The organism is Fontibacillus forbon, from assembly GCF_046559655.1.
GTDB lineage: Bacteria > Bacillota > Bacilli > Paenibacillales > Paenibacillaceae > Fontibacillus.
Map to the genome: position 1 here is coordinate 165,855 of NZ_JBKGFV010000001.1, position 24,093 is coordinate 189,947.

21 protein-coding genes are annotated in these 24,093 nt (G+C 53.1%); 20 read left to right on the forward strand and 1 reads right to left on the reverse strand.

Annotated features, from left to right (window positions below):
• The first annotated feature begins 289 nt into the window (after positions 1-289).
• The 3 genes from ACLB09_RS00685 to ACLB09_RS00695 all read left to right on the forward strand — a co-directional run bounded on the left by ACLB09_RS00685 (position 290) and on the right by ACLB09_RS00695 (position 2,854).
• The gene (locus tag ACLB09_RS00685) at positions 290-994 is read left to right on the forward strand and encodes a hypothetical protein (RefSeq protein ID WP_410767826.1); all 705 of its coding nucleotides are present in this window, start codon (positions 290-292) and stop codon (positions 992-994) included.
• Positions 995-1,593: 599 nt separating this feature from the next.
• Positions 1,594-2,037, forward strand: coding sequence for a phage holin family protein (locus tag ACLB09_RS00690; RefSeq protein ID WP_410767827.1), 444 nt, complete (start codon positions 1,594-1,596; stop codon positions 2,035-2,037).
• Entirely contained in the window at positions 2,015-2,854 is an 840-nt protein-coding gene (locus tag ACLB09_RS00695; protein WP_410767828.1) for a glycoside hydrolase family 25 protein, read from the forward strand. Before ACLB09_RS00690 ends, ACLB09_RS00695 begins: the two co-directional genes overlap by 23 nt.
• Positions 2,855-2,939: 85 nt before the next feature.
• Here the strand turns inward: ACLB09_RS00695 and ACLB09_RS00700 are convergent, their stop codons facing one another.
• Positions 2,940-3,065 (reverse strand): hypothetical protein, encoded by a 126-nt coding sequence (locus ACLB09_RS00700; protein ID WP_410767829.1) that lies wholly within the window; start codon positions 3,063-3,065, stop codon positions 2,940-2,942.
• Between the two features lie 363 nt (positions 3,066-3,428).
• On the opposite strand from ACLB09_RS00700, the gene ACLB09_RS00705 reads away from it, so the two are divergent.
• The 17 genes from ACLB09_RS00705 (at position 3,429) to ACLB09_RS00785 (ending at position 23,981) form a co-directional block, all read left to right on the forward strand.
• Entirely contained in the window at positions 3,429-3,635 is a 207-nt protein-coding gene (locus ACLB09_RS00705) for a hypothetical protein (protein WP_410767830.1), read from the forward strand.
• The gene (locus ACLB09_RS00710; protein WP_410767831.1) at positions 3,625-3,852 is read left to right on the forward strand and encodes a hypothetical protein; all 228 of its coding nucleotides are present in this window, start codon (positions 3,625-3,627) and stop codon (positions 3,850-3,852) included. The genes ACLB09_RS00705 and ACLB09_RS00710 overlap by 11 nt, the downstream gene beginning before the upstream one ends.
• A 143-nt stretch (positions 3,853-3,995) precedes the next feature.
• Positions 3,996-5,576 (forward strand): DUF4127 family protein, encoded by a 1,581-nt coding sequence (locus tag ACLB09_RS00715; protein ID WP_410767832.1) that lies wholly within the window; start codon positions 3,996-3,998, stop codon positions 5,574-5,576.
• A 102-nt stretch (positions 5,577-5,678) separates the two neighbouring features.
• On the forward strand, positions 5,679-6,791 hold the full coding sequence (locus tag ACLB09_RS00720) for an amidohydrolase/deacetylase family metallohydrolase (protein ID WP_410767833.1): 1,113 nt from the start codon (positions 5,679-5,681) through the stop codon (positions 6,789-6,791).
• On the forward strand, positions 6,757-7,863 hold the full coding sequence (locus ACLB09_RS00725) for a DgaE family pyridoxal phosphate-dependent ammonia lyase (RefSeq protein WP_410767834.1): 1,107 nt from the start codon (positions 6,757-6,759) through the stop codon (positions 7,861-7,863). The genes ACLB09_RS00720 and ACLB09_RS00725 overlap by 35 nt, the downstream gene beginning before the upstream one ends.
• A gap of 1 nt (position 7,864) precedes the next feature.
• Positions 7,865-8,620: a 2-dehydro-3-deoxy-phosphogluconate aldolase gene (gene dagF / locus ACLB09_RS00730; protein ID WP_410767835.1), complete on the forward strand. Its 756-nt coding sequence runs from the start codon at positions 7,865-7,867 to the stop codon at positions 8,618-8,620.
• Positions 8,613-9,629 carry a sugar kinase gene (locus tag ACLB09_RS00735; RefSeq protein WP_410767836.1) on the forward strand — a complete coding sequence of 339 codons (1,017 nt, stop codon included), beginning with the start codon at positions 8,613-8,615 and terminating at the stop codon, positions 9,627-9,629. The genes dagF and ACLB09_RS00735 overlap by 8 nt, the downstream gene beginning before the upstream one ends.
• The gene (locus ACLB09_RS00740; protein ID WP_410767837.1) at positions 9,629-10,357 is read left to right on the forward strand and encodes a GntR family transcriptional regulator; all 729 of its coding nucleotides are present in this window, start codon (positions 9,629-9,631) and stop codon (positions 10,355-10,357) included. The genes ACLB09_RS00735 and ACLB09_RS00740 overlap by 1 nt, the downstream gene beginning before the upstream one ends.
• A gap of 1,676 nt (positions 10,358-12,033) precedes the next feature.
• Positions 12,034-13,053, forward strand: a complete 1,020-nt coding sequence (locus tag ACLB09_RS00745; protein ID WP_410767838.1) for a glycoside hydrolase family 130 protein — start codon at positions 12,034-12,036, stop codon at positions 13,051-13,053.
• A 316-nt stretch (positions 13,054-13,369) separates the two neighbouring features.
• The gene (locus tag ACLB09_RS00750; RefSeq protein WP_410767839.1) at positions 13,370-14,680 is read left to right on the forward strand and encodes an extracellular solute-binding protein; all 1,311 of its coding nucleotides are present in this window, start codon (positions 13,370-13,372) and stop codon (positions 14,678-14,680) included.
• Positions 14,681-14,804: 124 nt separating this feature from the next.
• On the forward strand, positions 14,805-15,680 hold the full coding sequence (locus tag ACLB09_RS00755) for a carbohydrate ABC transporter permease (RefSeq protein ID WP_410767840.1): 876 nt from the start codon (positions 14,805-14,807) through the stop codon (positions 15,678-15,680).
• A gap of 18 nt (positions 15,681-15,698) precedes the next feature.
• Positions 15,699-16,529 carry a carbohydrate ABC transporter permease gene (locus tag ACLB09_RS00760; protein WP_410767841.1) on the forward strand — a complete coding sequence of 277 codons (831 nt, stop codon included), beginning with the start codon at positions 15,699-15,701 and terminating at the stop codon, positions 16,527-16,529.
• A gap of 38 nt (positions 16,530-16,567) precedes the next feature.
• Positions 16,568-18,373, forward strand: coding sequence for a cache domain-containing sensor histidine kinase (locus tag ACLB09_RS00765; protein ID WP_410767842.1), 1,806 nt, complete (start codon positions 16,568-16,570; stop codon positions 18,371-18,373).
• On the forward strand, positions 18,363-19,958 hold the full coding sequence (locus tag ACLB09_RS00770) for a response regulator (RefSeq protein ID WP_410767843.1): 1,596 nt from the start codon (positions 18,363-18,365) through the stop codon (positions 19,956-19,958). The genes ACLB09_RS00765 and ACLB09_RS00770 overlap by 11 nt, the downstream gene beginning before the upstream one ends.
• A gap of 38 nt (positions 19,959-19,996) precedes the next feature.
• Entirely contained in the window at positions 19,997-22,312 is a 2,316-nt protein-coding gene (locus tag ACLB09_RS00775) for a glycoside hydrolase family 3 N-terminal domain-containing protein (RefSeq protein WP_410767844.1), read from the forward strand.
• A 228-nt stretch (positions 22,313-22,540) separates the two neighbouring features.
• Positions 22,541-23,296: an SDR family NAD(P)-dependent oxidoreductase gene (locus ACLB09_RS00780; RefSeq protein ID WP_410767845.1), complete on the forward strand. Its 756-nt coding sequence runs from the start codon at positions 22,541-22,543 to the stop codon at positions 23,294-23,296.
• A gap of 37 nt (positions 23,297-23,333) precedes the next feature.
• The gene (locus ACLB09_RS00785) at positions 23,334-23,981 is read left to right on the forward strand and encodes a ThuA domain-containing protein (RefSeq protein WP_410767846.1); all 648 of its coding nucleotides are present in this window, start codon (positions 23,334-23,336) and stop codon (positions 23,979-23,981) included.
• Positions 23,982-24,093: the final 112 nt, after the last annotated feature.

Below are 24,093 nucleotides of genomic sequence, written 5' to 3' on the forward strand. Positions count from 1 at the left end.
TACACAAAGTTTGGGTGATCATTACAAACCCATTCCCAGAACAATTGGAAGATGGCGGTTTTTTATGTGGAGAGTTTGCCTGAAGTAGAAGGCATGTATCCTGTGCTAATGGTGCATATCGAAACAAAGGAACTTTGGTACAATTACGAAGCGTTACCGGAGCCGCCTATGCCTGAAAATACGCTAGTAGCAAATGTGATGGTTTAGAACAAGCAGACATCGAAAACAAACAAGCAATCGCTGAGTTAACAATGCTCATTGCTACACCATAAGAAGGGAGATGAACTTCATGACAAAAGGAATAACCTTGCAGGAGTTAGACGCATTGACGATTAATCGTCTGATCGTCAAAGATACATCAGGACGGGCCAAGGTCGCAGCCCCGGCCGCATCGGACGACATCGCTTTAAAAAGCACCGTTGATAATGCCGTCGGTACGCTCTCGAGTTTACTCACAACGGCTAAAGGCAACACAGTCGCCGCAATCAACGAGCTTTTTACAAATGTCGGTAACGGGAAGACTTCGGTCGCTGCCGCCATTACTGGCAAGGGGGTAGCGGCATCAGGCAGCGATACATTTTCGCAGTTAGCTGATAAGATTGGACAAATCATGACGGGGATAAAGGTGGCTTCCGGAAGTTTTTCACCCGCTATTAGCGGTCACGTTAGTAATCCACCTACTGGGACTATAACAAACTTATCATTTACGCCCAAGGTATTAATTTTGTTTGGATTTATTAGGCTATATTCTGTTCCCGGCCCGATAGATGTGCACACATATGGTCATTTAATTGCGTACAACGTTGATGGAACACTCGTTATTGGTAGTAGTATCCTGGACGACATGAGAGAACCTAACCGTGACAATTCATCGTTTAATATTGAAACTGTTAATTTTGGAGCGAATTCGTTGTCTTTTGCTCTTAAGGTTAATAGTAACTCCAGTTACGGAGCCTCCGTAACTGTAAGTAAATACATTGTATTTGGAAATTAGGATGGTTAGTTATGCCAATAGTAGAACCTTTATGACACAGGAAGCCGTTGAGTGTTGAGGTGGACGCGTTAAAACAGACTGGCATCGAGAACAACCTATACAGTAGAACAGGAGCCTAAATTGTACAACTTGAAGGAAGTTGAAAGCGAAACAGCACCATAAAAAGCATTTCTTTCGGTCATTTTATATGCTAATAAGCCAAGTCTATTTTTGCCAGAACCATTGATAATCTTTGCCAAAATTTTGCGCGGCTACACAGGATCAGAGAGCTTCATACTTCAATGATTCACAAAGTGGAAAGTTACGTAAAGCGTATATTAACTTGTCGGTACAATACCGATAACAATAGGCATCGATGCAGAAAATAGTAGCTCGTTAACAATTTCACAAAACTTAGCAAAAATGAATGGTACTTTCTATTGGGGGAATTAAGGACTTCATGTTGAGAATGACAAGTTAAGTAGCATAGCATTCCTAGAAGAAGCCCGAAGAAAATGATAGTACTATAAATAAAAATATCTTTAATAGAATTGTCTTTTTTTATGCCCCCGAACCCGGGGGCATTTTTCTTACCAAATATCAACAAGGAGGCAACCGACATGAATGATCAAATCAATCACATCATCACAAACACGGCCTCTATTTTCGGGGCGGTGCTGGGCTACGCGGTAGGCGGTTTTTCCATCCTCCTCCAGGTGCTGCTCGTTTTCGTGATTGCGGACTGGGTTACCGGGTGGGTGGCGGCGTGGATGAACGGCGAGCTGCGCAGTCGGATCGGGCATGAAGGGATTATCCGCAAGGTCACGATTTTTATTCTGGTCTCGATCGCGCATCTGATCGACGGGATTTTGGGGGAAGGGCATTACATCCGGGATGCGGTAATCTTTTTTTATCTGGCGACGGAGCTTTTGTCCATTATTGAAAACGTCGGGCGGATGGGCATCCCGATGCCGGGGGTGCTGCGGAACGCGGTGAAGATTTTTCAATCGAAAAGCGGAGATAGCGAGGAGGAAAATGAGGATGCAGGCACGAAACAGCCGTAACGCAAAGGGGATCGACGTATCCCGCTGGCAGGGCGGCATCAACTGGTCCAAAGTGAAGGCGGACGGGATATCTTTTGCTTTTATCAAAGCGACGCAAGGAACGACTTGGGTGGACCCGCAGTTTAAAGTAAACGCCTCCGGCGCCAAGGCCGCCGGCCTCTTGATCGGCGCGTATCACTTCTTGGATGCGGACACGCCGGAATCGGCCAAACAACAGGCGCGGCATTTTGCGAATATCATCCAGGCTTCAGGCATTCAATTCGATCTGCCGCCCGTCATGGATTACGAAAATAATCCGGCAGGACTCGGCAAAGCCCAGATCAATGCGGTGGCGGAAGCCTTCCTGAAAGAGATCCAGAAACTGACCGGAAGCGTCCCGATCATCTATACGGGAAATGCATTCGCGCAGCAATTCGAACCTTCGTTGGGCCGATATCCGCTCTGGATTGCGCGATACAGTTCCAATGCTCCTTACGACGTGCCCGCCTGGAAAAGATGGGATTTCTGGCAGTACAGCGACAGCGGGAAGGTTGCCGGAATCGCGGGAAACGTCGATTTGAACGAGTACAAGGGGAGCTTGGACGACCTGAAGACGAACTTTCTCAACCCGGCCAATCAACATGGAGAGGAGGAAAATAACATGACGGAACGGGATATTCACCGGGTCAGCGAATGGGCGGCCAAAGACTGGGCCGAGGCCAAAGCCGGAGGCTTGTTTGACGGCACGCGTCCGGGAGCGCCTCTAACCCGCGAGGAAGCGGCCATTGCATTCAACCGGCTGCAAAAAAATATTTTAACCACGCTGATGACATCCTGACTCGGATCGCAGAAAAGTGCTCAAGGGACGATGAGTCGGCGCTGAACCCGATTACGCGGCAGCGAAAAATCACGGAATCCCGAGCCTACTTTCCCCAATACACTGAAAATAAAGTATATATCACATATCCGCAGGCGAGCAGGATGGCGAACGCGCTGATCCACAGCACGCCTTTTCCCCAACTCCGGTAACGGTCTCTCGGTCTCCACATTTAGGATCGACCCCTTTCTGAAGAAAATAAAATGAACGGGAACTTTTAACGACGGGGCGACTTTGGAAAAAGTATGGATCACGGTCGCACCCGGATTTTTTTGCTGTAAGTTTTGAATAAAATCAGATCGTCCTGCCTAGATCCGCGCAGTTTATATTCTTTGGAACAGCATATATATAACTTAAGTTATTATCCCCTCTTTTAAACGACCTCATTGAAAAGGAATTCCATCCACCTTCATTCCTATCCCTGTCAAACTAGCTTCGGCTTCCATCCATGCCCGGAAAACGGAAATTTTTCTTGTTGAATAAAGAACGAATGTTCGCATATAATACAAACAAATGTTCTTATTTGGAGATGGTGTTGGTGGAAAAATACATCGGAAAAACGCTCGAGATCATTTACATCGACCGAACGGGGCGAGTATCGCAGCGGCGGATCGAAGTGCACGCCGTAAAGGGGGACCTGGTGCGGGCCACCTGCCTGAAAACCGGGGAGCCAAGGGCTTTCCGCAAGTCCAATATTCTGGCATTCGTACCCGTGAAAGGCCGTGGCAGCCATGCTTCCTGATCTCGAGCGCAAGCTGCTTCGGATTTTGTTCAACTTCTCCACCCAGCGGCGGCGGATGCCGATGATGGGAGAACTTACGCGCATGACCGGCAGAAAAAAAGAGGACATTCTCGAGGGGCTGCGGGCGCTGGAACGAGAGCAGTATATTCATTGGCCGGATCCGCCGCAATTGCAGGACATTCTCGTGCTGGAGGCATGGGATCGGGGAGTGCTTTGATGGCGCCCCGATCTGTTTTTTTCGGATATTATCGTAATTTCATGGGATATTTCTTTCACTCGGAGAGAGCTAAGATTACAATAAGTGCATGGATATTATTGAAAGCGCTTAACAACCATACCGGAGGGAGAGAGCAATCTATCATGTCAAAAGTGGTCTACTTGCCGCTTGACGAAAGGCCCTGTAATTACCTTTTTCCGCAGCGGCTCGCCGAAATGACCGATCTGGAACTCGCCGTGCCCGACATCCGACTTCTGGGCCGCAAAAAACAGCCGGCCGACACGGCGGCGGTTCGGGAGTGGCTTTTGAACGAAGCCGAGGGAGCGGACTATTTGCTGGTATCCATCGATTTGTTGGTTTACGGCGGCATCGTGCCGTCCCGCTTGCATCATCTGACGTTTGAGGAATGCCTGGAACGCTTGTCCGTGCTGGCCGAAATCAAGGAGCGCCATCCGGGCATCCGGATTCACGCGTTCAACCTGATCATGCGGGTACCGAACAACAATAAGGACGAGGAAGAGCCCGATTACTATAAATTTCATGGCGGCCAGATTTTCAAATACAGCTATCTGACCGACAAAGCGGAACGCGACCGGTTGAGCGATGAGGAGAGTCAGGAGCTGGAGGAGTTAAAAACGCTGATTCCGGAGGTTTACCTGGACGATTTCGTCGGGCGCCGTGGAGTCAATCAGTTGTTGAATCATTATAATTTGATGCTGGCGAAGGAAGGGATTATCGACCACCTGGTCATTCCGCTCGACGACAACTCGGAGTACGGATTTTCGCCGAAAGAGCAGCAAATGATGATAGGCCGGGTCGAGGAACTGGGCATCATGGACCGCGTGATGATCTATCCCGGCGCCGACGAGATCGGCTGCACGATGTTCGCGCATATTTTTTGCGGACTGAAACAGTATAAACCCGAGATTTTCGTGCGGTATTCTTCGACCAAAGGGCCGCTGATCAAGCCGAAGTATGAGGACCGCAGCTTGAACGAAAGCATCAAATCCCATTTGACCGCGTCGGGGGCCGTGCTGGCGGACCATTCCGGCGATACTCCGCTGGTGCTAATCGTGCATTCCCCGGCCGTCGATCAGGCGGGCATGGCGGAGCAGATTCCGTTCCAGGAGCGGCACCGTTCCTATTTTTCCGAGATCCATTACCGTGAGATTGTCGAAGCGATGGATGCCTATTTGCGCAAAGGCAAGCATGTCGCCTTGGGCGACGTGGCGACGTGCAATGGCGGAGATCCGGTGCTGATGAATCTCTTGAAGCAAAAAGGACTGCTGGATCGCCTGACCGCTTATGCCGGCTGGAATACGTCGGGAAATGCGCTCGGCACGGTGATCGCCCATTTCGTAATTGTTTCGTATTATCTGGAGCGTCAGGACGAAGCAACTTTTTCCGATATTGTCCGAGAGAGCCGGAAATTTTACTATGAACGCCTGGTTGAGGATTTCATTTATCAATCTCTGGTCCGTCAGGATATGCTGAAGAACGATTTGCCCGGACTGGACGCGAGCTATTATGTGATCGGACACTGTCTGGACGAAGTACAAGGAATTTTAGAAGAAAAAATGAACCGTGCCGCCAAACAATATTTCGAGGGCATTTCGGAAGGACGGATCCGGCTGCAACGGCTCCATTTTCCATGGAAGCGTATGTTTGAAATCGGGTTCGAGCTTGAAATCGAGCCGGAATCCGCCGCTACTAAGCAGTCTTGACTTAGTTCATTCAAATTCACAAACATTATAACGTTATATTTACTTATCATAATGAAAGTGTTAATGTAAACATTATAACGTTATATTGAGAAGGGTGAGATCATGAAAGAATCATTTGTCCTTCGCCGCGTCAAGCGCGTGAGCGGGGAAGAGATCGATATCGTGATCGAGAACGGCCTCATCGCAGCGATCACGGCGCCCGGAGAGGGAGTCGCTTCGCAGGTATACGACGGCAGCGGCACATATGTGTCCAGCGGCTGGATCGATATGCATGTCCATGCGTTTCCGGAGTTCCATCCTTACGGGGACGAGATCGATGAGATTGGCGTCCGGCAGGGCGTCACTACGATCGTCGATGCCGGAAGCTGCGGAGCGGACCGGATCGCGGATCTGATCCGAAGCGGGGAACAAGCCAAGACTAACGTGCTGGCATTTCTGAACATTTCGCGCATCGGCTTGATTCGCATCGACGAATTGTCGCAAATGGCGTGGATTGACCGGGAACGGGCCAAACATGCCATCGCCAAATTCGGCGATTCCATCGTCGGCTTAAAAGCGCGCATCAGCCGAAGCGTGGTCGGCGAGAGCGGAATCGAGCCGCTTCGCGTGGCAAGGGAGCTGTCCAAAGAGACGGGGTTGCCGCTGATGGTTCATATCGGTTCGGCGCCGCCGGATATCCGGGAGGTAATTCCGCTTTTGGCGCGAAAAGATATCATAACGCACTATCTTAACGGAAAACCGAACAACTTATTCGATGCCGAAGGACGTCCGCTCCAGGTGCTTACCGATGCGGTGGCGCGGGGCGTTCACCTGGACGTGGGGCACGGTACGGCAAGCTTTTCGTTCCGGGTGGCCGAGGCGGCCAAACGCCAAGGCATCGCGCCGGATACGATCAGCACCGATATTTACCGCGGCAACCGGCTGGACGGACCGGTATACAGCATGGCGAACGTGCTGTCCAAGTTCCTTATTCTCGGGTATTCCCTCGAAGAGATCGTCGCCATGGTGACCACCCATGCGGCGGCCTGGCTGGGCAAGCCAGAACTGGGACGCATTCAGGTAGGGGATAGCGCTAATTTGACGCTTTTCAGTCTGGAGAACAGTTCTGCTGAGCTGACGGATTCGGAAGGAGAACGGCGGGTAGCGGAGCAATTCATTCAAGCAAAAGGAGTTGTGGTAAATGGGGAACTCATTGAATGCGAAATACGGGCTTAAGCGCGTGATCAATGCCAGCGGGCGCATGAGCATTTTGGGCGTGTCCGCGCCGAGCGATACGGTGATGGAGGCGATGAAGCAGGGCGGACAGAGCTACGTCGAAATCGCCGATCTGGTCGACAAAGCGGGCGATCATATCGCGGGGGCGCTTGGTTCCGAAGCGGCCGTCATCGTCAACTCCGCTTCCAGCGGAATTGCTTTGTCCGTTGCGGCTGTAGTGACGCGGGGGAACCGGCGGCTCAGCGAACGTCTGCATCAAGAGATCATTCACCGCAATGAGATCATCATTTTGAAGGGTCATAACGTGCAGTACGGCGCGCCGGTCGAAACGATGGTCTATTTGGGCGGCGGGCGGCTGCTGGAAGTCGGCTACGCCAATGAAGGCCGGGCGGAGCATATCGAGGACGCTATCTCGGAGAGAACGGCGGCGATTTTGTACGTAAAATCGCATCATGCGGTTCAGAAGAACATGATTTCCGTCGAGGAGGCCTGGGACGTCGCGCAGAAGAACGGGATCCCGTTAATCGTGGACGCGGCGGCCGAAGAGGATCTGCACAAATACGTGACCTGTTCGGATCTCGCGATCTACAGCGGTTCCAAAGCGATAGAAGGTCCGACATCCGGAATCGTAGCGGGGAAACGTACGTATATCGATTGGCTGAAGGTCCAATTGCACGCCATCGGCAGAAGCATGAAGGTAGGCAAGGAAACGAGCTTCGGCCTGCTTCAGGCACTCGACGAGTATCTGGTCAAAGTAGACAAGAGCGAGCAGGAAAAAGCCTCCCTCGAAGCGCTGTCCCCGCTGAACGACATTCCCGGCGTGAAGGTGACGATCGTTCAGGACGAAGCGGGCCGCGCGATCTATCGGGGGCGCATTCATATCGATCCGCAGCAGGCGGGAACGACCGCCAAGGAGGTCGCGGCGGGACTCCAGCACGGCGAAATCGCGATTTATACGCGGGACTACGGGGTTCGTCAAGGCTATTTCGACATCGACCCGCGTCCGCTGCTTGGGGACGACATTCAGGTGATCGAGGCTCAATTGCGGAAATTATTGACGGGGGGAAAATAACATGTCACAAATTGAAAAGCGTTTTTATAAAGGGCGCGTTGCCTTAAACGTGTTGGCGAAGGATATTAACAATGCCAAGGAAGTATTTGAAGCGGCGGAGGGACATGTCTTGGTAGGCGTTCTGTCCAAAGCTTATCTGACGGTGGAGGAAGCCGTTACCGCCATGAAAGCCTATGGCAAGGAAATCGACGAAGCGGTGTCAATCGGGCTTGGCGCCGGCGACAACCGTCAGGCCGCGGTGGTGGCCGAGATCGCGAAGCATTATCCGGGCAGCCATATCAACCAGGTGTTCCCGGCTGTGGGAGCGACGCGCGCCAATCTCGGCGACAAGGACAGCTGGATCAACAGCCTGGTGTCCCCGACGGGCCGCGTTGGATACGTGAACATCTCCACGGGGCCAATCAGTGCGGCGCAAAGCGAGGCAGCGATCGTGCCGGTGGCGTCGGCGATTGCGCTTGTGCGCGACATGGGCGGGAATGCGCTGAAATATTTTCCGATGCAGGGCCTTAGCCGGGAGGATGAATACCGCGCCGTTGCGACGGCATGCGCCGAAGCGGGCTTCGCGCTGGAGCCGACGGGCGGCATCGACATGGACAATTTCGAGCCGATTTTGCGCATCGCCCTGGAGGCGGGAGTGCAGCAAGTCATCCCTCACGTTTATTCTTCCATCATCGATAAGGAATCCGGCAATACAAATATTCAGGATGTGCGGGACTTGCTCGGCATCATGAAAAAGCTGGCGGATACGTATGCCTAAGACCATCGCGGCTTTTGGCGAAGTCATGATGCGGCTGCAGGTTCCGGGTTACGATCTGCTGACGCAGGCCAGCACCTTGAATTATTCTTTCTCGGGAACCGGCGTCAATGTCGCTTCGGCGCTGGCGCGCTTCGGGCACACGGGGTTATTGGTAACCCGGTTGCCTCTGGGTCCGCTAGGCGACGCGGCTGCCGCGTATTTGCGGAAGCTGGGCATTGAAACGGATCTCGTTCTCCGCGGCGGAAACTACTTGGGACTGTATTTTTTGGAGAACGGCTTCGGGGCCCGGCCAAGCCGGGTAACGTATACCAACCGGCTGGAAAGCAGTTTCAATACGGCACCGGAGGGCACGTACGATTTTGAACGTATTGCGGCGGCGGTCGATGCGGTCCATTTCTGCGGCATTACGCTCGCGATGAACGACGGGGTCCGCGGCCATATGGTAAACCTGGCCAAAGCCGTCAAGGGTCGGGGAGGCAAAGTCATTTTCGACTGCAACTTCCGTCCTTCCCTCTGGGGAGAAAAGGGGCATAGCGCGGCCAAACCGCATTATGAAGAGATGCTCCGGCTTGCGGACATCGTGTTTATGAACGAAAAGGACGCCATGCTCACCCTGGGAATGGGCACCACCGAAGAAGGGCGGGAGGAACGGCTGGCCGAATTGATTCCGGCTGTTGCAGCCAAGTATGGCATTAAGGCGATTGCCGGGACGCACAGGGATATCCATGGCGACAACTCCCACTCCCTGCGCGGCTTTTTGTTTAAGGAAGGATGCTTTACTTTTTCGGAGAGACTGAGATTTTCCGTCTATGATAGAATAGGGGCAGGCGATGCCTTCGCCAGCGGCATTATTCATGGGGAACTGGAGCAATTCGAGCCGGAGCGGACCGTGAATTTCGCGGCGGTGGCGGGCATGCTGGCCCATACGGTGGCCGGCGATACGCCGATGGCCTCGGAAGCGGACGTTGTCCGGGCCATGGAAAGCTCGATAGGCGATGTGGAAAGGTAGTGGAATTTAAAGTGAGCTTGTCCCGAAAAGACCGGCCGTTATATTTGCAGATCAAACAAATTTTGAAGGACCGGATTTTGCACGGCGTATATCCATTAGGAAGCAACATTCCGTCGGAGCCCCTTTTGGAAAGGGAATTCGCCGTCAGCAAAATTACCGTTCGCGGCGCCATCCAGGAGCTCGTGCAGGAAGGCTATCTGGAAAAAGGCAGCGGCAAGGGCACCAAGGTGATCCGGAACAAAGCGGCTTCCAAGCTGTCGAAGTGGAAGCATTTCACGGAGATTCTGGTGGAGTCCGGCCACCGGATCAAGAAGCAATGGCTGCGGGCGGAGACCGGGCAGAACGTGCCGGGTACCGAACCGCATCGGCTGTTCGGCGAGAATTGCCTGAAGCTGGAGCGCGTTTACTATCTGGACGACGCCCCGTACATCTACTATGTGCATTTCGTGAGTAGCGATCTGGAAGAAGGTCTGACACTGTCCGATCTGAGCGATCAATCGCTATATGAACTGCTCGAAGAGCAGGGCCTGTCCCTCGACAAGCTCCGGGACGAGTTCGGCGTGGCGGCCGCTTCCCGCGAAGCCGCGGAAATCCTGGGCTTATCCGAAGGAGCGCCCCTGCTAAAGCGCAGTCGTTACTCGCGCGATGAACAAGGGAATATCATCGAATACAGCGTCGGCTACTATAACACCGAGCTGCAAAACTATATCGTAAACTATGACGCATAGTTTTACGGTTATGCATCGGACGGACAGCCGGGATGGGATGGCACATTGCCCCTCATCCCGGCTGTTCCGATTTCTAACGGACATGAGAGCCGTTAAACTCGGAAAATTCGCCGGTTTAGAATTCAAACGGACACCAGAGCCCTTAACTGGGCGCGATACCCCTGTTTTTCCGCGAAAAACAGGATTTAACGGCTCCTGTGTCCGTTAGCCGGTTAAAGACCCGTTTTTCGCCCGATTAAGGTCTCCTGTGTCCGTTAGAACGGAGTGACCGATCTGACTGTAGTGACTGGCGTGACCGGAGTAACTGGAGTAACTGGAGTGACTGGAGTGACTGGAGTGACTGGAGTGACCCAAGACTGGTGACCGATCTGACTGTAGTGACTGTAGTGTAGCGTTACCGTCGTGATCCGTGTGGTGTATCGATGTGACTTGTCGCGTTTACGGTATATGCACCGTCGGATGGCCGGGATGGGATGGTACATGGCCTCTCGTCCCGGCTGTTCCGATTTCTAACGGACATGAGAGCCGTTAAACTCGGAAAATTCGCCGGTTTAGAATTCTAACGGACACCAGAGCCCTTAACTGGGCGCAATGCCCCTTTTTTCCGCGAAAAACGGGAATTAACGGCTCCTGTGTCCGTTAGCCGGTCAAAGACCCGTTTTTCGCCCGATTAAGGTCTCCTGTGTCCGTTAGAACGGAGTGACCCGAGTAATCGGCATACCGAAGTGACCGAAGTGACCGAAGTAACTGGAGTGACCCGAGTGACCGGTGACCGACCTGACCGGCGTGACTGTAGTGTGACGCGCCCGCCGTGATCCGTGCGGTATATCGATGTGACTTGTCGCGAGGAACGAAAGGGGACTTAAACAGCAGGTTGCAACTTGCCGGTTGCTTGCCGGCTGAAATAAGATTAGAAGATTACTAAAAACAGGTTCGCTGTCAGCGTTCATTCGCGGTATATATTTCGGTTTGAGCTGGAAGTGACGGAGGCGCTAAGGTTACTTAAGGTCGATAAAGTCGATTAAGTCAATAAAGTCGATTAAGGTACAAAAAGTTACTTCTACGCTCCAAGAGTTGGGTCTGTTTGTAATAAGGGTTAGGTTGCTCGGTACATATTTGCGCATGCTCAAACTTGCTTCGGAGCCACCGACGTGCCTGCCCTACAAGCAATTTTCTGCCACGGATCTTTGCATCTCTTCTCCTGTGCCAAACGCTCGCTCCGACTCCTCGTCTATCTCATTTTAAAGTTAGTATGGCTTGCTCTCTCAATCTCCCAACAACTCCATTTTTATCACTTCATCACCAAACCTCCGTTCGCTTCATCTAATTCCTCACTTCATCTCCAAGCGTCCCATCGCATCAGCCATTTCAATCCCTTCATCTCCCCAGCGCGCTGCGCCAGGCTTGAGCCGCCGTCGGTTTCTCTCTGCCAAACTTCTCCCTCGTCTTCCCGCTTTCCGTTGCCTCTATCACGCGGATTTCGCACGCACAAAAACCAGCCCTATTATTCAGATGTTTTCTAAGATTCACAGGATATTTTGCATCAAGAAAGCGTTCTATAATAACCCTATAAGACATTGCTCAAACTCTCGCGGTGCCGATAACCGAGCTTTCCGTCGGGTGCCGCAACGGTTGGGCCTATAGAACTTTTAAGGTTTACATGAGGAGGCATACAGATGAAGATTGAGAGACATCCGGACAATCCGATTGTGGTACCGGGGGGTTACGAATGGAGAAAGGTAACCGTTTTCAACCCTGCGGTCATTATTGATAACGGAAAGTTCTACATGATTGAGCGGACGGCCGGATCGCTGACCCCGTGCAAAAACTTTCTCGGCTTGCTGGAAAGCGAAGACGGCGTGCATTTCACGCATGTGAAGGACGAGCCGATCGTTACGCCGGACATGCTCGGCTTCCCCTACGGTAGCGTGCAGGATCCGCGCATCGTCAAGATCGACGATACGTTTTATCTGAACTATGCGCTGCGTCCTTGCGCCATGAGTTACTATCCGACCGGCCGAGGCGTGCCGGAGCGTTCGATTCCGGAATATCCGGACGGCTGGGGCGAGCAGGAAGGCCATTGGCTGACCCGTTCTTCGATTCTCACCTCCAAAAACCTGGTGGACTGGGAGTTCCTGACCGACACGACGCCGCTGGAAATCAACGACCGGGACAACATTTTGTTCCCTGAAAAAATAAACGGCAAATACGTGCTGCTGCGCCGGCCGGAGGAATACGTGGGTGAAGCGTACGGTACGGAGAAAGCGGGCATGTGGATCACCTATTCCGACGACCTCATTCATTGGGAAGAGCCGAAGCTGCTCGCCAAAGGCGAAAACCCGGACTGGGAGTCGCGCAAGATCGGCGGGTCGACGCCGCCGGTGAAGACGGATCGCGGATGGCTGGTGCTGTATCACGGCGTGGATGACGAAGTCGTGTATCGCGTGGGAGCGATGCTGCTGGATCTGGATAATCCGGAAAAAATCATTGCACGGACGCGGAACTTCATCATGGAGCCGGAGACGTACTACGAAAAGTTCGGTTTCCAAATTCCTAACGTGATTTTCCCGACGGGGAACGTAGTGAAGGACGGCTTGCTCTATATCTATTACGGGGTTACCGATACGGCGATCGCCCTGGCGACGGTGCCGCTTGAGGAAATTGTGGATTATATTCTTAACGAGCCGGCAAACTAAGAGAAAAGCAAGCAGGAACGGCCGCGGCAAGCGGTTATTCCTGAAAACAATTTGAAAACGCTTACGATAACGAAGATCGCTTTCATGTTTATTACATTATGTGTTACATTATATAACGCATAATCTCAAAATATTATCCCGAACTTGCACAAATGACCACATTCATCTTAATTTTTTGGATATAATCAAAGATTCATGGGATATAGGGTGAACAAAAGACCATTTATAATAGGAACATAACGAATCAAGATAATAAACAGATCATGATTTGTTAGGTTTTTAACCGAATTTCATTATGAAGAAAAGAGGGTTGGTTATGAACAAAACAAACAAAGGCAAAAAGGCGGTACTTCTCGGACTGGTCGCGTTGCTGGCGATTTTCACGGCAGCATGCGGCAAAGGCGACAATGCTTCCTCTAATGGCGGCGGCTCGGAAACGGAGACCATCACATTGAACATGATGCATCCTTGGACGTCGCCGAACGTCGATAACGAAGTGTACAAGGCGCGGATCGCCGAATTCGAAAAGCAGCATCCGAACATTGTGATCAAGCAGGACGGCGTACCTGCCGCCCAATACAAAACGAAGCTCCGTACGCTCGCTGCGGGGAATAACCTTTCGGATATCAACGTGGTATGGCCCGGCGCGGACCTGGATCCGCTAGTCGCCGGAAACCTGCTGGAGCCGATCAACGACCTGATGGAAAACTGGACTTCTATTTTGCCGGAGAGCGCGCTGGCCGGATTTAACGTCGACGGCAAACAATATGCAGTGCCGACCAAGCAAACTTTCGTCGATATTATTTACTACAACAAAGAAATGTTTGCGCAAGTAGGCTACGATACTTTCCCGGACACTTACGACAAATTCATCGACGCGGTCAAAAAGCTGAAAGAGGCTGGCATCACCCCGATTTCTCTCGGCAACAAGGAGCAATGGCCGCTGCAATCTTCCTATATTTCGATCATCGGGGACCGGTTTACGGGTAGTGATTTCCTTCCGGCCGTCCTGGAGAAGAAAGCGAAATTCACGGATCCGGAATTCGTCAAAGCGCTGTCGGTCATCGACGAGTTGACCAAACTGGGCGCATTCAATACCGATGCCAATAACATGGACTCCGTGCAGGGTCAAGATTATTTTATCCAAGGCAAAGCGGCAATGCACATCTCCTCCTCTACCGTTGACGGCCGGGTTCGGATCAATAACGACGAAGGGGATAAGTTCGGTATTGCCCTGTTCCCTAGCGTGGAAGGCGGCAAAGGCGAACCGGCCAAGAGTGCGGGCGTCGTACAATACGGGATTTCCATCAAGAGCGGACTGGACGAGAAAAAACGGGCAGCTGCCGAAGAGTTTTTGAAGTTCTTCGTGAGCGAAGACTTGTATAAAGAATTGATTCGTAACGGCGTCGTTGTGCCTGCGAAGGTGGACGTGCCGGAAGACGCGAGCAAATATCTGAAAGAAATGCTGGAATTGACGGGCAACGGCACGGCGCCGGTATTCGACAGTGTCATTCCGACCCAGGTCGTCGACGTGCTTCAAAACGGACTTCAGGCTTTGACGGTAAAACACGGTACGCCTGAAGAACTGGCGAAGGAAGTCCAGGAAGCTTTCGACAACATGAACTAAACCAGCAGACATATCCATCACCCTGACGTTTGAATCCGAAGGGGACAAGAAAACCCGTTCTTCCGGGTTTTCTTGTTTCATCGGGCTTGGAAGTCCAGGGTGCGAAGAAAAGGAGGAATCCCCGATGCAAACGCTAAGAGGGACCAAATTTGCCATTTTCCTCGGTTTGTTTCCGGCGCTGATCATCTATCTGGGTATTGCCATCGTTCCGATCGGGTTGTCCTTGTACTACTCTCTGATGAATTGGAACGGAATCGGCTCCATGTCCTTTGCCGGGCTCGATAACTATGTGAAAATTTTAGGTGACGACACCTTCTGGCTGTCGGTAAAAAACAATGTCATCATCATGGTGACCGGCCTGATCGGCCAAATTCCGCTGGGCTTACTGCTGGCGCTGCTGCTTAACCGCGGGCTGAAAGGCTCGGGCATCTTCCGTACCATCGGATTTATGCCGGTCGTTATTTCGTCGGTCATGGTCTCCCTGATCTGGGGGATGGTGTACAACACGGAATACGGCATGCTGAACAACCTGCTGGGGATGATCGGGCTGGACGGCTGGAAGCAAAACTGGCTCGGCGACTCGACATGGTCGATGCTGTCGATCAGCATCGCGTATATCTGGCAAAACTGCGGATTGTACATGGTTATTTTTCTGGCCGCGCTGCAAAATATACCCGATGAAGTCAACGAGGCCGCCGAATTGGACGGGGCAACCGGATTGAAACGGACCCTGCGGATTACGATCCCTATGGTCCGGGGAACGATTATGGTAGGCGTAGTTTACAGTATCAGCAACTCCTTCCGCGTCTTTGACCTGATTCAGATTTTGACGGGCGGCGGACCTGCGCATCAGACGGAAGTCATGACGATCTACATGTACAACAGCGCCTTTATCAATATGCGCTACGGCTACGGCAGTGCGGTATCCATTCTGGTATTGCTGTTTAGTCTGATCGTCATTTCACTGATCAACCGGCTTGGCCGGGAGAAAGATGCATAAGGAAGGGAGGAATGCACCATGAGGAGAAAATCCGGGCCGTTTCAGTTTTTTGCATACACATTTTTAAGCCTGTTCGCTATTATTAATGTAGTTCCTCTCTTTTGGATGGTAGTCAACTCCTTCAAGAAGGAGCAGGAATATGCGGCAGATCCGTTTTCGTTTCCGAAAGCCTTGCAGTTTTCGAACTACGCCAAGGCTTGGGAAGTAGCCAATATGAACGTGTACTTTTTAAACAGTCTTATCGTTACGTTTGTTTCCCTGCTTGTTACCGTGTTGCTGGGGGCGCTGGCCGCCTATTTCCTGTCGCGGTTTAAATTCAAACTTCAGGGAATGACCTACGGACTATTCTTGCTGGGGATGCTGGTTCCGATCCATGCTACCCTGATTCCGATATTTTTGATCATGCAAAAACTGCATTTGCTCGATACGTACTGGTCGCTGATTTTGCCTTATACGGCATTTCACTTATCTCTGACTGTCTTTATCCTGGAAGGCTTCATGCGGGGGTTTCCCAAAGATTTGGAGGAATCCGGCGTCATGGACGGCGCGGGGGTATACCGGATCTTCTGGTCGATCATTTTGCCGATCACAAGGCCGGCATTGGCCACGGTCATTATTTTGAACTTTATCTATAACTGGAACGAGTACTTATTCGCGCTCGTGCTGATCACCTCGACGGAACTTAAAACGCTGCCGCTCGGGTTGGCCAATTTCGTCGGCATCGAAACGGCTAGCCTCACCTTGCAGATGGCCGCGCTGACGATTGCGCTGATCCCGATCCTGATATTCTACCTGCTGCTGCAGAAACAGCTCGTTAACGGTATGACGGCGGGAGCGGTTAAGGGCTAAACCTAAACCGGGCGAAAGTGAGGAGGGGAAGATACGACATGAAGATACGCTACAGAAAATACCTCGGAAATTTCGGACTGAAGCGAAAAGCGCTCGTCATCTTCCTGCTCTTTGTCATTTTGCCAACCTTTGGCGTCGGCGTTGTCGTACAATATAAATTCAATCAAGTGTTAAGGGATCAATTCATTAATTCTACCAAACGCAATCTGGACAACGTGACCAGCCAGCTCGGGGAACAGACGAAAATGGTGGAAGACATAGCGAACTATCTCATTCTAAGTCCTGATATGCGAAATTTCCTGAGGACGTCTCCTCCCTTGAAAACCGACCAGAGAGCCAACCTCAAAAGGAATATCGAGGAGTTTCTGACCTTTCAGCTTATGTCGCGAAGCTATATCCGCTCCATCGAAGTGTCCGGTTACAACGGCAGTTCCATCGAGATGGGCGAACCGTTCAGCGGAGACGAATCCAAATGGGTGCGGCAGGCCGAAGCCGGTAAAGGCGCCATCATTTGGACGGAGGGCTATGGCTTGAACAGCGATTGGTATGGCGAAGTGCAACTGATCTCGATGTTCCGGATTCTGAATTCGTACAACGATATTACCAAGCCGCTAGGAAGGCTGACGATCCGGATGGATGAAGCCAGCATCCTCCGTTTGCTGGAAAAGGGCATATTTGAGGATGGAGCGGGCAGCGTATTTATCATCGGAGGGCAAGGTCAGATCATATTGGGCTCCAAAGACAGGCTGAGCGAGAATTTCAGGCCCGACGAGATGCTGCTCGGCAAGCTGGCAACCGGACGGGAAGGGTATTTTAATTATTCGGTAAATGACAGTCGGTATTTGACGCTGTATAAGCCGATCAATAATACCGGCTGGAATGTCGTCGCCATGATTCCCGAGGCGACGGTGGCCGAAGAATTTCGCGGCGTCAAATGGCTGATGCTGTTTATCCTGACCGCGATCTTGCTGCTCGGCCTGACGGCGCTGATCGGATTTCATTATACGATCATTACCCCGATTTTGAGGCTGAAAAAAGAGACGCACCGGGTTACCCACGGGGACTTTACCGCACGCGTACCGATCGAATCCCGGGACGAGATCGCTGAGCTAAACCATAAATTCAATGAAATGGTGTCTACGATTCAACAGCTCATTGAACATAAATACAAATTGGAACTGAGGGAACGCGAATCCGAGCTGAAGCTGATGCAGAACCAGATGGATCCGCATTTTCTCTACAACACGCTGGATATGATCCGGTGGACAGCCCGATTGGAAAAGGCGGACAAGTCTAGCCAATTGATCGAAATGCTGTCGAAATTTTTTCGTTCCAGCGTAAATAACGGTAACTACGAGACTACGCTAAGACGGGAAATGGAGTTTGTCCAATCTTATTTATATCTTCAAAAGCACCGTTTGGGAGACAAGCTTAGCTATAGATTGAATACGGAACCCGGTCTGGAGGATACTTTGATTCTTAAAGCGACGATCCAGCCGTTGGTCGAGAATTTCATCAAGCACGGGTTTGACCGGTCGAAACCGGTCAATGAAATCCTGGTAAACGGTTATGCCGCCTTCGAGGAAATCTGGATCGATGTGATCGACAACGGGAAGGGAATGACCCCGGCGCGGAAAAAAGAAATGCAAGCCTTGCTTCAAGGCCGGAACAAGGACGACAACGTAGGAGGAGCCATGGCTAACATCCATGAACGGCTCTCGATCTTTTTCGGACCGGGCTATGGCCTGGAAATCGTCAGTACCTCTCCGGAAGGAACCTGGATACGATTGAGGATTCCTTCGGGAGAAAGTCAGGATCATGGTGGTGAGCGGCATGAACAGTAAATTGGAGCGTAAAGACAACTGGATCAAAATGCTGATCGTGGACGACGAGCCCGTGATTTGCGAAGGATTGCGGCGCACGATCGATTGGGAGAAACTCGGCATTCAAGTCATGGGAGAAGCTTATGACGGCTCGGAAGCGCTGCGGTTCGTCGAAGGACATGAGGTGGACGTGGTGCTTTCCGATATCCGGATGGAAGGCATGGACGGGCTTCAACTGGCTGAGCGTCTGAAGGAGCGGTTCCCGGAAGTGCGTATCGTCATGATCAGCGGTTACGAGGATTTCGAATATGCGCGACAGGCCATCCGTTTGGGAGTTAGCGATTATTTGCTCAAGCCGGTCGAAATCGAGGAATTGACCCGGGTTGTGGAAAGGATCGTTACCGACATCCAAGCCGAAACGAGGGACGGGGGCGTCCAGGAAGCGAAGCTGTGGCTGTCGAATATGGCGCGCCACGGCATCCCCTACGGCAAAGAAGCCCCGCCATCCTTGCGAGGCACGCAGTTCCGCGTACTGGCTACGCAGTTGGACAGCTTTGTCGAACGGTTTGGCGAACAGCCCCCGGAGCGCTATCGGGAAATTCAGAACGACTGGATTCAAAGACTGCATACGGAACTCAGACATCCGTTCCTCCGCGCGGTTTCCGTGTTCGACCACGAAAACCTTCTGGTTACTTTGGCCGTGTCGGATGTCCGGCTGGATAAGAAGACATGGGACGGACTGCTGGAACAGGCACTGCCGGAACTCCGGAAAGGCAGCCTGTACTGTGCGGCTTCCGAGCCGTATGACGATCTCGAAGAGACGGCACAGCGCTGCGCCGAAGCGAACGGGCTGCTTCCGTATCACGTGGTGGAGGACAAAGCCCTGCTATTGCCCGAATACCGGGATACTATCGAGCAGGGGCGGAATCTGCCGGCCTTCGATGCCGCCGATATGGCGAAAAATCTGCTTGCGGCCATGTTTAAACAAGATCACGATGAAGTCGCTTCACGGGTGGAGGGGATGTTTGAATTTTTCCGAAAAGAAGTCTTTTTGCCGGGGGACATTTTGCTTGCCTATGAGGAATTGTCGGCCTTGCTCCGGCAGCGGTTGCGGAAAAGCGGCATGACTGAACTGGATTACGGTCACAAAGCCAACCCGGATTTGAACCTCTTCAACTCGTATGCCTCGCTGGAGACGATGGTCCGGGAAGAGATGCAGGAGTTGCTCCGGCAAATTGACCGCCATGGCATCGATAAATCGTACTGGATTATCGAGAAGGCCAAAAAATATATGAACGAGCATTACCGTACGGATCTGAAAGCATCCGAGGTGGCGTCCTGGCTGAAAATTACGCCGAGCTATTTCAGCTATATTTTCAAACAGAGCACGGGCAAAGGTTTTACGGAATACATGAACGAAATGCGCATGGAGCAGGCCAAAGCCCTGCTGGCCACAACGCATGACAAAGTTTTTGAAGTGGCGGATAAAGTGGGATACAAGGAGTACAAGTATTTCGTTTCCGTGTTTAAATCGTATACGGGAATGACGCCGAAGGAATACCGCGGGCTAAGCGCAACCAGGGACGCGGGCAGCCAGAGAAATTAAGAGCCCGTATCATTAGTACGAAGCGGGGGAGACGCGGGATGGAAAAATATAAAACGGTACAGGTGCCGGTTGAAGAGCGAATCAGCGATCTGTTGGAAAGAATGACCCTTAAGGAAAAAGTGGGACAGCTTAATCAGCGCATGTATGGATGGAACGCTTATGCCAAACGGGAGGACGGTTTTGTCCTGACCGAGGAATTTAAAAAAGAAGTCGCCCGGGGAGGCGGGATGGGGGCGCTCTACGGCTTGTTCCGCAGCGATCCCTGGTCCGGCGTTAATTATAGCAACGGGATTACGGCCGCCGATAGCGCGAAAGCGGCCAATATGGTGCAAAAGTACATGATGGAGCATACCCGGCTCGGGATTCCCGTGCTGTTAACGGAGGAGTGTCCCCACGGGCATCAGGCACTGGACGGCACGATGCTTCCGGTGAATCTGGGCGTGGGAGCAACCTGGAATCCGGCGCTGATGGAAGAGGCCTACGGATATGTGGCGGCCGAAATCAGCAGCCGCGGAGCCCATGTGGGACTGGTGTCCGCGTTGGATATTCTCCACGACCCGCGCTGGGGCCGGTCCGAGGAATGCTTCAGCGAGGATCCGTATCTGGCCTCGCGGTTTACGGAAGCCGCCGTGCGGGGGATGCAGGGCGACAACCCGCAGGACCTCTCCGCCATCGGCAAAGTCGCGGTGGTCCTCAAGCATCTTTGCGCGCAGGGAACCGCTCAGGGCGGGCGCAATGCCGGTCCCGCGCCGATCGGCGAGCGGGAATTGCGCGAGATTCATCTTCCCGCGGCCCAGGCCGGGAAAGAAGCGGGAGCCGCCGGGTTCATGGCGGCGTATAACGAGATCGACGGCGTGCCATGCCATGCGAACAAGCCGCTGCTCACGGGAATATTGCGCGACGAATGGGGCTTTGACGGCATCGTCATGGCCGACGGCTGCGCAATAGACCGGCTGCTGGCACTGACGGGCAGCCATGAATCCGCGGCGGCTCTCGCGCTGGACTCGGGCGTCGATTTGAGCCTGTGGGACACGGCTTTTTCGACGCTGGAAGCGGCCGTCAAGCTAGGGCTCGTGTCTGAAGAAGAAATCGACCGGGCGGTGCGGCGGGTGCTGCGCCTGAAATTCAGGCTGGGATTGTTTGACCGCCCGTATGTCAACGAGATGACACCGATCGCTATGGTCGGCAGGCCGGAGTTCCGCGAAGTGAATCTGCAGCTGGCCCGCGAATCGGCCGTGCTGCTCAAGAACGAGGGCGGTCTGCTGCCGCTGGGGGGAGACCGGAAGCGCATCGCGGTCATCGGTCCCAATGCCGACCGGCTGTATAACCAGCTCGGCGATTATACGAGCGTCCAGCGCGAAGGCAGCGGGAGCACGGTGCTGCAGGGGATCCGGTCGGTAGCGCCTGCGGGCGCGGAGATCGTATACGCCCGCGGCTGCGGTATCCGCGACCTGTCCGCGGATGGCCTGGCGGAAGCGGTGGGGGCCGCGAAGAACGCAGACGTGTGCGTGCTGGTGTTGGGCGGCAGCAGCGCCCGCCGCTTCGACGGGGAGTTTGACAGCAATGGCGAGGCCATTGTGTCGAACGGCAACCCGTCGGAAATGGATTGCGGGGAGGGCGTGGACCTCGCGGATCTTTCGCTCGGCGGCTTGCAGCGGCGGCTGGTCGAGGAAGTGGCAGCCACCGGGACACCGGTGGTGGCGGTGATTATTCAGGGACGGCCGCATGCCCTGACCGGGGTCGACGAGCATTGCGGCGCGGTCCTGTGCGCCTGGTATCCGGGACCGGAAGGCGGAAGTGCGCTCGGCGAGCTGTTGTTTGGCAAGGCGAACCCGAGCGGCAAGCTGCCGGTATCGCTTCCCCGGTCCTCGGGACAGCTTCCCGTTTACTACAATCAAAAAGATCCCGGGCGCCCGCGGGTTTATGTCGACATGCCTTCCGCAGCGCTGTATCCTTTTGGTTACGGGCTGAGTTACACAAAGTTCGAATATCTGGAGGCGGGCTTGTCCCGGCAAGAAATTACCGTAGCCGAACTGGAAGCGGGCCGCAGAATAACGGTAACAGTCCGGCTCAAAAACGTCGGGACCCGTGCCGGGGCCGAAACCGTCCAGCTGTATATCCGTGCGCGGGAATCCGGTATCACCCGGCGTTTGGTCGAGCTTAAAGCTTTTCAAAAGCTGGAGCTGTTCCCCGGCGAAGAACGGGTGGTCAGCTTTACCCTGGGCCGTGAAGAGCTTGGGGTATGGAACCGGGACATGAGATTCGCGGTGGAACCGTGCCGCGTAGCCGTGCTTGTCGGAGGCAACTCCCGGGATACCCACGGGACGGAGTTGACGATTACGGCGGTCCGTTAAGGAATCTGGTTTTGTCTCCTATTCGTCCTATATTCAGTTCCTGCCCATAGCCCTAGCCCGCCTATTCATGACTGTTGCCTCGCCCCCCGGGGCTTTTCTATATCCGTGATTCATATGCCCCTTCATTTATAAAGCGGTTGCATAACGCTCCGGGAACGTGGACAATGGGTATTGAATAATAGCCTTATCCTCGCTGGAAAGGATGAATATAGGAGAGTGGGCGGTAACATGGAGTACACGGCTCTGGTAACGGGTGCGGATCACGGCGTCGGGCTGGCGCTGGTCGAACGTCTCCTGAATCAAGGCTGCCGCGTGTTCGCCGGCAGGTACCAAGCGGATGAATCGGCGTTAGATCAATTACGGCTGCGATTTGAAGACCGATTGACGCTGGTCGACCTGGACATCGGCAGCGACGAAAGCGTGAAGAAAGCGGCGGCGGCCGTGAGCGAGTTGAGCGATTCAATCGATATCCTGATCAACAATGCGGGAATTTTGGGCGACATCGAAGCCACCGTCCTGGACGAGTTGGACTTCGGGGAAATGCTGAAAGTATTCAATGTGAACGCGCTTGGCGCATTGCGGGTGACGCAGGCGGCGGTTCCGCTCCTGCTGAACGGCGTTCCGAAGATGATTGTCAACATTTCTTCGGAAGCCGGCAGCATCGGGCAAAATCACCGCAGCAGCTGGTTTGCCTATTGCATGTCGAAGGCAGCGCTCAATATGCAGTCTAGCCTGGTGTACAACGGACTGAAGGAAGCGGGCGGACGAGTGTTGATCATCCATCCCGGCTGGGTTCGGACTTTTATGCGGGGTGAGGTGGATGCTGCCGCAGAGCTGACTCCGGCTCAATCGGCCGAGAGAATCATAGGCCTGATCCTGGACCGGATCGGACGGAGTACGGAGATAAAGAGCGAAGGCGACACGAATAGCTTAAACGGCGGCCTTGAATACATCGATGTCTACGGGGAGGCTATGCCTTGGTAAGAGGCGGGCGTGAAGCGGAAGGAGGACAACTACCATCATGATGAGTAACTCGAAACCGAAGGCGCTGTTGATCGGAGATTACCTGGAAGCTCCTTATCATCCCCTCGGAGCGGTGGAGGAGCGGTTGGAGCAAATTATTGGAGAACAGTGGCAAGTTACGGCGAGTGATAACTATGACAACCTGCTGCATGAAAATATTAAACGGTACCAACTTTGCATTTCTTATGCGGATCGGTGGGACGACCCGGTGACATCTGCGCAAACGGCGGGGCTGATTACCTTTGTGGCCGAAGGCGGCGGCTTGCTGGTGCTGCATAACGGGATCTCGTTACAAGCCCGTCCGGAAGCGGCGCAGATGATCGGAGCCCGGTTTACCGGCCATCCGGCCTATCAAGGACTGGATTTTCAGGTTCAGAAATCTTGTCATCCGATTATGGCAGGGATATCTTCGTTCACCTTGGAAGAGGAGCCTTACCGATTTGATATCGATTCTTTTAGCGATCATGAGGTGTTGTTGACCTACCGGCATGAAGGGCAGGAATGGCCTGCGGCCTGGGCACGCTCGTTTGGACTTGGGAGGATGACTTATCTCATGCCGGGGCATCATTTGCCTTCGTTCATGCATGCCGAATATGCCAACCTGATAGTAAACGGCGCCAACTGGGCCGGCAGGAGCTCGGAGTAGACGACGAGCCGTTTGCGCGCAGCTGCGCCAAGTTTGTTCTTGGGAAACTAAACAAAACGAGGAATGCCCCGGGAGAGGGGTATTCCTCGTTTTCATTTGGGCGGCATTTTAG